Origin of the sequence: Acetobacterium wieringae, from assembly GCF_001766835.1 — a bacterium.
In the GTDB taxonomy this organism is placed as follows: domain Bacteria; phylum Bacillota; class Clostridia; order Eubacteriales; family Eubacteriaceae; genus Acetobacterium; species Acetobacterium wieringae.
Window position 1 is genome coordinate 195,464 of record NZ_LKEU01000037.1, and the last position, 11,682, is coordinate 207,145.

Genomic DNA, 11,682 nt, shown 5'->3' on the forward strand with positions numbered 1-11,682 from the left:
ATGGTTTTTTAGTTTTATCAATCATTTTCGTCGTCAGCCTGACGGCTCAGGGCCTCTACAAAAGACTGGGGCGTGATCCCGCCAGTCAAAGTTCCCGCTACCGATACAAAACCAGGCCGAAATAGGTCACCTTGTCGGCGCCGTTATTATACTTCATCCCCAGATCCCGACTCAGTCCCACCACATCAATTCCGGCCGCTTCCAGCGAGGGAATGGCCTGATCCGGGAACCGGCAGGGTTTGTCATCGAGGATGGCACATTTTTTACAGATACCGCAGGTTCCGGCCGTAAAAAAAAGACAATCCTGATGATCGGCTTTAGCTTGCCGGTTAATATCCTGAATGATCTCCCGAAAGGCCATTCCGGCAGCCAGCATCCCCTGGTAATCGTTTCGGGACGTCACCGGATAGGCTTTGGAAAAGACCAGTCCCTGGTCGTAGCTGGCAATCAGCTGGCGGTAATAATCAAGATCGCCCACTGCCGGCGGACACATGTGGTTTTTGCCGTAAAACCCGCAGTAATTGTCGGCACAGCGATCCCGGACCTCTTCAGTGATCTGAATGTCACCCCGATCTCTCAGTGCTGCAATTTCAGTAAATTCACCCTGTTTAAGATATTCTTTCATTTCATTCCTCCTGATTCGATTCTAAATTACTGCCGTGTTTGCCGCATTTAAAGCGCAGGCCAGACTACTGGCCAGCATGCGGCCGCAGCCAGTTGCTGATACTACCTAAAATATCCGTTTGTCTTCGCTGTCTTTGGGAGTAGCCGCCTTGATGCTCAAGTATCGGGGACTCACATAAAACCAGGCATACTGCAACATTTGCTGGGTCGCCTCATTGCGAATCAGCTCCGTGATTTCAAAGACCGGTTCATTTTGCCCCAGATTCAGGGTTTCCCGGACTTCGTCACTAGGCATAACCACGGTGATGTCAAGGGATTTATCCAGCACGAAGGCCAGCTTTTCTTCCACCGGCTTCATATAATTGGCAAATTTCAGCATGTCTTCAATAACCGGCTGGTGATGAACGTAGGGCAGGTAAATAATCTCCATGGCAATTTCCCGGTCATCCGAATAGAGTATCCGCTTAACTTCCACCGCTTTCTGATTGTCCTCCAGCTTCAAAATCCGGTCGATCTGTTTGGCTGGCAGCAGCACCTTAACCGAAATCAGCTTGACATTGTCAATGTGGATATTGAGGCCATCGTACTTGTTGAACTTGAACTGAAAAATATCCACTTCCGGCTTACAGACAAAATTACCCTTGCCGGGAACCGAATAAATATAACCTTCGTTGGAAAGCAGTGACAGGCTTTTGCGGATGGTCATCCGACTGGCCGAATATTCCTGCATCAGGGCTGTTTCGGAATTGAGCATGTCACCCGGTTTGAGCTGACTTTTTAAAATTTTGTCTTTTAAACTGGCCACGATCGCCAGATACAAAACATCACTCATACCTCCATCGCTCCCTTTTTCGCCTTCAGGTAGACCTCACAATACTGGATGCCCTCATAGAAGTTATTGGTCATGAAATCAATCTGCGGAATTTTGACATAATCCTGATTGACCACCGCTCCGCCCAACAAAAACCGACGATTGGCAAGCAGGTTTTCCGCTTCCAGGGCCTTGCCCAACTCCTGCAGATAGGGGATCGAATTAGTCATGACGCAGCTGACGGCAATGATATCCGGCTGATGCCGTTTGACTGCTTCCACAAATTTTGACACCCGCACATCGACCCCCAGATCGATAACGTGAATACTCCGGTTTTCCAGGGCATCGATCATCAGATCCTTGCCAATGTCGTGGATGTCGTCAAAAATCGTTCCAAACAGAACCGTGCCCAGCGATTTGTCTGCTGGACCGGTCCCCTGCTTGAGATTCGCCGCCGCAAAAATATTTTTGGCAATCATCCCCGAAACAATCAGATCGGCAATATAACATTCACCATTTTCATACTTCTTTCCGATTTCAGCCAGACCTTCCATCACCAGATCATATAGCTCCTGGACGGCAATCCCCTCTTTGATCAGTTGGTCAGCCAGCTCTTCGGCCTCATTTAGTTTTAAGTCGGCAATCAGTTCAATCAGTTTTTCCTTCATTTCTTCCCCTCAACGCTTCTGTTCCACTTTGTATTCATGATTATATCACATTTACTTTTATCAGCCTACCGGCATTTGCTGGCCCGCTTAAGCAGTTTGGCCCTCTTCCTGTAACCAGGAAAAGGGCCAGGCTCTGCCTATTTATTTTTTACTGAATTCAACTTTTGCTGCAATGGTGTAGTGTCGGCAGAAACGATCCCGACCCAGCAGCAGTTCGGTCGCTTTTAGCGATTCGATCAGTGCCACGTTTTCCGGGTTGACCACCGCCGAGTTCATGCCAGCGGCTACCGCCAGAGTCAAAAAGGTGCGATTGATCAGGGCCCGGTTGGGCAGACCAAAGGAAATATTGCTCAGCCCCCCGGTGATATGCGCTTGCGGATAGGTTTCCCGGATGGCCCGGATCGATTCAAAGGCCACCAGACCCGCCTGCTGATCGGTGGCCACGGCCATAATCAACGGATCGACATAGACTTTATCATCGGCGATCCCGGCTGCCCGGGTGGCCTCAAAAATCCGTTCCAAAACTGCCATCCGTTCGGCCACGGTTTTTGGCATCCCGGATTGTGATTCATCCAATGCCAGTGCGATGACATCGCAATCCCGTTCCCGAATAAACGGAATAAAACTCTTCAGACGAGCAGGATCACCATTGATGGAATTAATCATTGGCGTCTTGTTAACGACGTGAATGGCTTCTTTGATCACTTCCGGGGTTGAACTGTCAATGCAGATGGGAGTATCCGTGACGGACTGGACGACCTCCAGCAGCCACAGCATGTCCTCTTGCTCCCGGGAGGGGTCGGTGCCGGCGTTCACATCCAGATAGTCAGCCCCGGCATTGGCCTGATCCAGGGCTGTTTTTTTGATGAAGTCGGCATCCCGGTTTAAGATAGCTTCCTGGATGGCTTTGCGGGTGCCGTTTATTTTTTCTCCGATAAATATCATAGGATCTCCTTAATTTTTAATATTCTTGCGCAACCTCGTGTATTGCCACAAGATTTTCAAACTTTGAACCAGTCGGAGCATCACAACCTGCTGCTAAAATCACCCCTTTCACACCAATGTCATCGAGTAATCGACGAATATAATCCTTGACTTCATCAGGAGTGGATACGGTTAACATTTGTGACGGAACATCTCCCATAAATGCAACGTGATTACCTAAAACTTTCCGGGCTTTTCTTAAGTCAGTCATACCATCTGTATTGATGATACATTTATTTTCCGGCAATTCTAAAAATCGTTCTAAATCGCGATCCCAATTCTGGTCTAAATGTAAAATCGGTGTAATTCCACGTTCAATTAAAGCTAACGCAAGTTTATACATGTAAGGCCATACCAAATTATCCCAAATTTTAGGACTGACGAGTCCTGAAGCACCCCGCCATCCGCCAATCCATTCACCGATGACATAATCCCGATCAGGTCGTGTGGCGATCATTTTCAACTGTTCTTCCAGCATGACATTTTGTGCTTCTTTGATTAAGTCCGGTTTTTTATAGCAATCCATAAAAAAAGCTGTCATCGAACGTCCACCACATAACGTTTCAAACGGAGGACAGATTAATCCACTATTTAAAACCGGATAGCCAGCATCAATATATTGTTGCGCTATCATTTCATCTTTTGCATGATATTCAAAGAATTGTTCAATCTTTTTCATATCAATGATTTGAGGTAAAATGCGATTCATTACCGCTGCTGATCCTTCTTTAATGATGAGTTCGTAATCGCCATCTTGTATTAATTTTTTCTCATCAACCTGCCAGATATCATTTTCACCTAATTCCTCACCTGGCATTTTAACTTTAGACCACCATATTAGGCTTAAAGCCGCTTGATGCGCACCTGGATAAGCAAAATTAATACAATCAACCGGTGCAATAGTATTTATACGATTTACAAATTCTATATAATATTTTAAACCAACTTCTGTATCTGACATATATTTAGCCAATGAAATATCAGAATAGGTTGGCGGTACCGCTTGCCCCATATAGCAGCCAACAACATGTTCGTTTTCATGATTTATACACGCTTGAACTTTTTTTAATCGTTCATCATATATTGGGTTCGTTTTCATCATAACATCTCCTTACATAATCTTACGGCTGACTGGGCATCGTCGCCAACTGCATCTGCGCCGGTGTATCTGACCACCGATTCGTCGGTGGGTCCGCCACCGATGATAATTTTGACCTTATCTCTGAATCCGGCTTCTTCAACGGCTTTGACGGTGTTTGAGATGGAATCATAAGCGGTGGTTAATAAACAGGATAATGCCAGAATCGGCGCTCCGGATTCCTTTAAGGCGTCCACAAAAACTTCCGGTTTGGCGTCCACCCCCACATCAATGACATCAAAGCCGCCGGATTTAAGCATGACATAGACCAGATCTTTACCGATATCGTGGATATCGCCTTCAACTGTGCCCAATACGACCTTGCCCAAAACATCACCGGTTTTGCCCGACAGATGCGGTTCCAGCATTATGCCCACTTCTTTAAACATTTCGCCGGACATCATTAGATCAGAAACAAAATAGTCCCCGGCACTAAACATCTCCCCAACTTTAACCATTCCGGCTTCGCACTCCTTTAGAATCTCGACCGGATCCCGTCCATTGTCCAAATCAAGCTGTACGCTTTCCATCAGTTCATCCATTTCCAGATTTGCCAGCAATTCACTTATCTTTGCCATTTTTACATTCCTCCAACTATTTTTGAATCAATAATCTTTGGAGAATACCCATCAAAATACAATCGTTATATACAAGTAAAAAATCTATTATCATTTACTCAGATTTATGGTAAAATTCTGATGAGATCTCCTTTTTTCCGTGAATACCAATTAAGGGCCGCAATCCCTGTATGCCTGGAATTAAGGAGTCTTTTGTTTTTTTGACATCGCATCTACCTCCTGTTTTAATTTATAACATCGATGTTACTCGATTATTATGCTAATGCCCACAGGCCTCATCATGTTCATGATTGTCGTGACAAACCGGACAGTCAACTTCACCACAGCTATGGTTTGTTGCTTCAGGTTGATTGCTTTCCCGATAGTCAGTCAGCATTTCATACACACTACAGGTTCGTGCCAGGGCCAGATGAAAATTTTGCAGATTCCTTTTTTTATCGACCCCGGATACAATGGCATTAAAGGTCAGGTGGCCTTTGCTATTTTGTCTGTCGGTTCCATTGAACTCACAGTTTACCGGTTTATTCAAAGCGACACTGCTGAGACGAATAAAACGATCATCTCCCAATTCAATAATCGCTTTGATATGTCCAATCATGAAATTTTCGGTCTTGCTTAACTGCTCAAGATAATTTTCTAAAAAAAAGCAGCCGATTTCCTGCCATTTTTTACTCGACCCCGCCTGTCGTAACGTCAGCGTTGTCTCAATGGCCAGTGTTTCAAAAATATTCTGATACATCGTCGTTCTCCTTTTTTACCCACCAATGATTTTTTGGATCTGTTCATTAACTAAGTGCTTCACATTAATTTGCACCGTGGGCAGATCCTGGTGATACTGTTTGATCACCTCTTCTGTTTTTTTGATTTCATCTGCCGCAGCGACATCAATTTTGTTGATAACGGCAAAATCTGCCAGCGGTACCGACGCCGCCAAATACGGTTCCAACACCGCTTCAAACATCTCAATTCGCGTCGGATCAAGAATCATCACGTTTCTGATTTGCTCTTTTGAAAAACCACTGTGGGAAAGGGCCGGATAGATTGCCGCAGGATCGGCTGCTCCCGAGGGTTCAATTAAGATATAATCCAGTTCATAATTCGCCATTAACTGAGTGAGGGTATCTTCCAAACTGATGGCCAGGGTACAGCAGATACAGCCGCCAAATATTTCCCAGACTGCATACCCCATTTTTTTCATTTGCAGATTGTCAATACCAATCTCGCCCACCTCATTGACAATGATGGCACTGCGTTTTTTTGTTTCAGCCAGGTTTTTTGCACAGCGTAACAATAGCGACGTTTTGCCGGAACCAAGAAATCCGGTAAATAAAACGATTTTGGGTCCATCCATGATCATTCTCCATTCTTAACTTATACGTACAAGTAAGTATGGATTTAATATAAACCACTGTAAACGTTTTGTCAAGCTACTTTCGCAAATTTGTTTTTATTTACAATATGGGTTGATTGAAAAATTTCGCATTAAATAACGCCATCAAAACAATCGTTTCTGATGGCGTTATTTCTTACTTTTTCATGTAACGTTTGAGCTGTTGATAGAAATTTTCACGGGTACCGGCCATGATCACAATAATTATTTTATCATCTTGATACTCGATCCGATAGGCAAGTTCATAATTCGTTTGGTTATAATAAATATCATAACCAAATATGCCAGACAAATCACCTGTTTTTGCCGTGCCCAGGGTGTGATCAATTAAAAGCTGGTCCATTGCTTTTTGATAAGCCAGCTTTAAATGCTTATCGTTTAATTTTTTTAAATACCTGGCTGCGGGTAGCAGAATAATCAGTTTTGCCATACTTATTCCTCTGGGCCAAAAATTTCATCGTATGTGTAAAACTCGCCTTTTCCTTCGGCTGCCTCTTTTGCTTTTTCCATCATTTTTTCAACAGCGGGACGAACCTTTTTTTGTTCTTCCTTAAATTTTTTGAGTAATGTCTCCCCGCTGTATCCCTGTGCAATCAGATCGGCCAAAATCTGCTCAGCAAATTCTCCGCCGCTATTTTCTCTAACCGGCTTAATTAAAATCATATTATTCTGAAGAATACATTCCGCTTCTTTGCCAAACCCCAGTGCTTCAAAATATTTTTGCGGGATTGTAATCTGTCGCTTTCCTGAAATGCGAATGGTTTTTCGTTCCATTTTGGCGCCTCCTATCCTCTTAAGCAATTTTTAAATAATTTCCTAGTTTCTTTGATTTTATTATATCACGGATTCCAGTCAGCTGCAATTGATTATCACCACTTAGCCATCATCAACATTAATATCATATCACAAGGATCCGAATCAAAAAAACGCACCTCAAAATGAGATGCGTTTTTGCTTGTCTTTTTTAAATAAATGTATTGGTAAAATGCCTACATAATCGGATCCATCGCCAAAGCGGGATGGTTTTTGGTTTCCAGGAATTCCAGAACCGCTTCGGAGTCGGTGGCAATGGTTTCATCACAAACCATGTCGGCAAAGTTTTCCGGTCCACCCATGGCTACAACGGCTTTGTTCAAGCGGTCAGCCACATCGTCTTTTAATTCTTTGGGCATCCAGACAATTCGTTGTAGTCCGCCTTCAGCCGACATAAACTTTTTAGAACCAATCAGGAACCGACCGTGACCCATAAAGCCGGGGGTCTGCACACCACCACCGGTCATGGAGGCCAACTCGCCAAAGGTCATCCCAACCGGAGAAGTCTGACTGAATTCACGGTTGACAATGATAACGCCATTGGCTTCAGGCATGATTCCACAGATACATTCAAAGCAACCACAGGAAGTCATTGGATCTTCAAGGATTGAATACAGAGTGACGCTTTCAACTGCGCCTTGTGATGCGCTGGCAACAGCCTTGTTAACCGAATCCCAACGACCAACCCGTTCATCACTGGCAGTTCCTTTGATGACCGGCTGATTAGGTCCTTCGGGATCGAGTTCTTTGGTCGCCTTGGCATCCAACCAGGAAACCGCGCCACACAGACCCAGACGTTCCGGGGTCACGATGCAGACATGGCTGGGCGCAAAAGACTGACATAATAAACAGGTATAGAATTCATCAACACTCTCATCGGTCAGGGCATTCATTCGGGCATCCCGCTCGGCGTAAATCGGTTTAACCATTTCTTCGCCCAAACGTTTAACGTCGTCAGCGTTTGTGTAGATGGTGATTTCACATTTATCAACCACCTTTTCAAAATCAGAACGCATTTTGGCATACAGCACTTCACCGATGTGTTTTAAGCGGAATCCTTTTGCAAAGGCTTCTTTGGTCAGACGAATCCAGGCGATGTTACGTTGGCCCACATGCATGGCTCCATCGATGTAGTTAGTGAAATAGTGGATACGACGTTCCAGAACGGTTTCGAAATCTTTTTGCATAGCTTTACCGCCAACCGTAACAACAATCCCCAGTGGCAGACGGACGACATCGGCGTCGGCAAAGCTCGGATCATCGATATCCGGTCCGATAACAGTGATTTTGTGATCTTCCATGGTTGCCGGATCACCGGTAGTGACCAGTTCCCAACACTCGGTTTTGTTGCCGCCAAATTCAGCAAACATGGTGTCTTTCCGAACACGTTCCCCTTCAAAAGCCGAGGCCACGGAAACCGGTACATCGATTTTGGTGACTTTAATTTTAATTTCCCGGGCTTCCAGAGAAAATTCGACGGTTTTGGCGTGGTCGGCCTGAGTCATCAGGGCTCCAGGAACTTCAGGTACAGGTACATCAGCAATGACTGGGAAACCAAGCGCAATGGCACCCGCACCTACGGAGACAATCACTTCGTTGAGTTCACCAAAGGTATTGACAAAGGCCGGTACCCGTTCTTTGGTGTAAGTTAAAAACTCCGGCAGTTTGCCCGGTTCGATGCCGCCAAAAATCAGAGCCGCCCGAATCGCCACGGAGACCACGTGAATAACAGAGGTCACTTCATGACCCAACGGGATCACCCGATAATCCAGCCCCATCTTGACGCCGCCTTCTAAGGCCTGCTCAATAATGTTACCAACCATAAAGGTCAGCAGTCCTTTTTCCTGATAGTCCTTAACAATCGCAGCCAGAGCCGCAGGATCAGCAGCTTCGCCCAGCAGGACGGCAATCCCGGGGATATCACCGGTTACCAGAGGCACACCCAATGATCGGATAATCGGATCCGGCACAAAACCGATGCCGGAATCATTGGCATAGGGGTCACCATCCAGATAGCGGATCGCTTCAATAATTTCGGCCCCAACAGCGGTCGCCAGACCGGCATTTAAAGCCTCGCCCAGATCTTCCTTGTTGGTGATCAGGCTTTTAAGAATGCCCACAGCCGCTGGTAAATCGCCCAGGGTCTTAATTTTAACCCCGGTAGCGGCGTAGATAATCGGCAAACAATAAGCGGTATCGGGATAACCCACGGCATGATCCGCACCAAATTTTTCAATGGCGTCATTCACTGCGCCTTCGGTTAATCCGGCAACTGCATTGGAACCGGCGTAAATTAAATCTGTCAAACTCATAATTTTTCACTCTTCCTTTTCAAAGAAATATTTTTTATTAATCATACTACCAATTTATTATTGCAAGTTTTGTGCCAACCCCATAAAATGCCGCCAAGCCCGGTTTGATGGGATTTTTATCCGCCTGCCCCGATTTGATAGTGTCTATTATTTTGACACTGTCAAAATACAGTTGACACTTTTTGACATCACTTGACACTCGTCCCGGCCACCGGCTGTCTAACTAATCTGATACTTTTTAATCTTATTATAAAGGGTCTGGCGGGTGATGCCGAGTTTTTCGGCTGCCGCCGACTTGTTATAATGGCAGTTTTCCAACACCCGGATGATCAGCTCACGTTCATTTTCCCGGATTTCACTGGCAGCGCCCCCGACCCCGCCATTTAAGGTCGCCGCCGTATGCAGCTCCATCATTATCGCCTGGCTTGTAATCACTCCGTCATCGACCAGAAAGGTAAGGCGCTTGAGTAGATTTTCCAGCTCCCGGATATTGCCGGGCCAATCATAGCCCATCAGCGCCTGAAGGCCAGACGCATCAATCCGTTTAAGCCCGGTTTTGCTTTCTTCACTGATCTGACTAAGAATCTTTGCGGCTAAGACCGGGATTTCATCCCGCCGCTGTCGCAGCGGCGGCAGAACAATATTGATCACATTGAGGCGGTAGTAAAGATCCTTGCGAAATAAGCCATCCCGGATCATCGCTTCGAGGTTTTGACTGGTGGCGGCAATGACCCGGGTGTCAACCTGCTGGGTTTTGACGGCGCCCATTTTTTCAAACTTCTTTTCCTGCAGAAAACGTAGTAACTTTGACTGGATTTCAATGGGAATCTCGGCGATTTCATCTAAGAAAACCGTCCCGCCCTGAGCCATTTCCAGTTTACCGGCTTTGCCGTTTCTGCTGGCGCCGGTAAAGGCCCCGGGAGTGTAGCCAAACAATTCGGTTTCAAAAAAATTCTTGGGAATGGTAGTGCAGTCAATGTAGATAAAAGGCTTATGACGACGGGGACTTTCCTGATGAACCACCTCGGCAAACAGCGTTTTGCCGGTGCCGCTTTCGCCTCGGATTAAGATCGAGGCATCGGTTTTAGCAACTTTCCGGATGTAGTTTACCTGACTGATCATCACATCGCTGACCACAACAACACGATCATCTTTGAGTTTAAGCTGCTGCTGGCTGGCTTTTTTGTTGCTGTCAATCCGCTCTTCCAGGTCGGATATTTTATCAAGCAGCAGTTTAATAAAATCCGATTCCACCGGAATCACCTGCCGCAGGACTGCCTGGGATTTTAGAATCGGGCTTTCAAAAACAATGTGCTCCTTGCCGGAAATTATCTGCTGCCAGATGGCCGGTTTGCCGGTCGCTAGCACCTCGGTATACTTTGTTTCCCAGGCCAGCGAAATAATGCTGGTGTCTTTTTCAAAGGCCAGCGACAAAAATTCCTGATACTTTTTGTTGATCCGCACCACCATCCCAGAGCTGTCGATTACCGCCAGATAGTTGGGAATGCTGTCGATGATGTTCTGATTAAAATTATCGGCTTCCAGGGCATTTTCCAGGGCATCATTGAGCTTCTTATTGGCCCAGCTGGAGCGCTGACTTTGGGATTGGATCTGATTTTTGCTTTTAGCCAGCTTGAGTGAATTGATGGTCAGATAAAGCATGTTGATATCGGGTTTTTCATCATCGCCGACGGCCTGAAAGTTCTTTTTATTGCCCTTGGCCGGGGTGATTTCAAATTCACAATAGTCGTCACCCAGAGCGTTGCACCGCACTTCCTCGGCATCCATATCCTGATTGCTGATAGTACTGACGGCCCCGGCCAGAATCCCAGCTTCAAAATAACAAACCGGTTTGCCGATGTTTTCCATGTCACTGCAGGTAAAACAGTCGTAGAGCCGAAAAACAATTTTGTTATCGGACATGTTGGTCATCACAATCTGGCCAATCCCCAGGGCCATGATCTTTTCCGCTAAACTGTTATAATCAGTAACATTGAGGCTGCGGCCAACATTTTTGGCTGTATTATAATAGATTTCTTCCTCAACTGCCTTGGAGGCCCCACTGCTATTGGCCAGATTCAGGACATTTTTTAAATTTTTTTCAACGTGGTTATAATTTTCGTAGTTCACAATGCCGTTATTAAACATCGCACCGCTCCTTTTAGATCATCGAGAATAGCTCTATTATAATGCAAAAGCGACAAAATAGCCATCTTGTCGCTTGATTGTTTTTATTTACTCAAACTTCGCACATTAAAAACCCCCTAAACCATTGAAGCAAAGGGACTTTCCCTGAAAAATATACCATTCAAGCGCAGGGTTTCAGGCTATTATTTATCATAGCCGGTAAATGCTGAAGGAATT

The 11,682-nt window shown here is 45.5% G+C and carries 12 protein-coding genes; all 12 read right to left on the minus strand.

What is annotated here, in order from left to right; genetic code table 11:
* Positions 1 to 97: 97 nt before the first annotated feature.
* The 12 genes from ACWI_RS14580 to ACWI_RS14635 all read right to left on the minus strand — a co-directional run bounded on the left by ACWI_RS14580 (position 98) and on the right by ACWI_RS14635 (position 11,466).
* On the minus strand, positions 98 to 625 hold the full coding sequence (locus ACWI_RS14580; protein ID WP_070372168.1) for a DUF2284 domain-containing protein: 528 nt from the start codon (positions 623 to 625) through the stop codon (positions 98 to 100).
* A 105-nt stretch (positions 626 to 730) separates the two neighbouring features.
* Entirely contained in the window at positions 731 to 1,456 is a 726-nt protein-coding gene (locus ACWI_RS14585; protein ID WP_070372169.1) for a GntR family transcriptional regulator, read from the minus strand.
* The gene (locus tag ACWI_RS14590; RefSeq protein WP_070372170.1) at positions 1,453 to 2,103 is read right to left on the minus strand and encodes a cobalamin B12-binding domain-containing protein; all 651 of its coding nucleotides are present in this window, start codon (positions 2,101 to 2,103) and stop codon (positions 1,453 to 1,455) included. Before ACWI_RS14590 ends, ACWI_RS14585 begins: the two co-directional genes overlap by 4 nt.
* A 141-nt stretch (positions 2,104 to 2,244) precedes the next feature.
* Positions 2,245 to 3,048 carry a dihydropteroate synthase gene (locus tag ACWI_RS14595; RefSeq protein WP_070372171.1) on the minus strand — a complete coding sequence of 268 codons (804 nt, stop codon included), beginning with the start codon at positions 3,046 to 3,048 and terminating at the stop codon, positions 2,245 to 2,247.
* A gap of 16 nt (positions 3,049 to 3,064) precedes the next feature.
* On the minus strand, positions 3,065 to 4,189 hold the full coding sequence (locus tag ACWI_RS14600) for a uroporphyrinogen decarboxylase family protein (RefSeq protein ID WP_242871626.1): 1,125 nt from the start codon (positions 4,187 to 4,189) through the stop codon (positions 3,065 to 3,067).
* Complete coding sequence (locus ACWI_RS14605) at positions 4,186 to 4,803, minus strand: cobalamin B12-binding domain-containing protein (protein ID WP_070372173.1); 618 nt, start codon at positions 4,801 to 4,803, stop codon at positions 4,186 to 4,188. Before ACWI_RS14605 ends, ACWI_RS14600 begins: the two co-directional genes overlap by 4 nt.
* Before the next feature lie 259 nt (positions 4,804 to 5,062).
* Entirely contained in the window at positions 5,063 to 5,542 is a 480-nt protein-coding gene (locus ACWI_RS14610; RefSeq protein WP_070372174.1) for a hypothetical protein, read from the minus strand.
* 15 nt (positions 5,543 to 5,557) lie between these two features.
* A complete protein-coding gene (locus tag ACWI_RS14615) occupies positions 5,558 to 6,154 on the minus strand; it encodes a GTP-binding protein (protein ID WP_070372175.1) in 597 nt (198 codons plus the stop codon).
* Positions 6,155 to 6,329: 175 nt separating this feature from the next.
* Complete coding sequence (locus ACWI_RS14620) at positions 6,330 to 6,623, minus strand: type II toxin-antitoxin system RelE/ParE family toxin (protein ID WP_070372176.1); 294 nt, start codon at positions 6,621 to 6,623, stop codon at positions 6,330 to 6,332.
* Positions 6,624 to 6,625: 2 nt separating this feature from the next.
* On the minus strand, positions 6,626 to 6,967 hold the full coding sequence (locus tag ACWI_RS14625; protein ID WP_070372177.1) for an AbrB family transcriptional regulator: 342 nt from the start codon (positions 6,965 to 6,967) through the stop codon (positions 6,626 to 6,628).
* A gap of 215 nt (positions 6,968 to 7,182) precedes the next feature.
* A complete protein-coding gene (acsB, locus tag ACWI_RS14630; protein WP_070372178.1) occupies positions 7,183 to 9,318 on the minus strand; it encodes an acetyl-CoA decarbonylase/synthase complex subunit alpha/beta in 2,136 nt (711 codons plus the stop codon).
* 219 nt (positions 9,319 to 9,537) lie between these two features.
* Positions 9,538 to 11,466 (minus strand): sigma 54-interacting transcriptional regulator, encoded by a 1,929-nt coding sequence (locus tag ACWI_RS14635; protein WP_070372179.1) that lies wholly within the window; start codon positions 11,464 to 11,466, stop codon positions 9,538 to 9,540.
* Positions 11,467 to 11,682 lie beyond the last annotated feature (216 nt).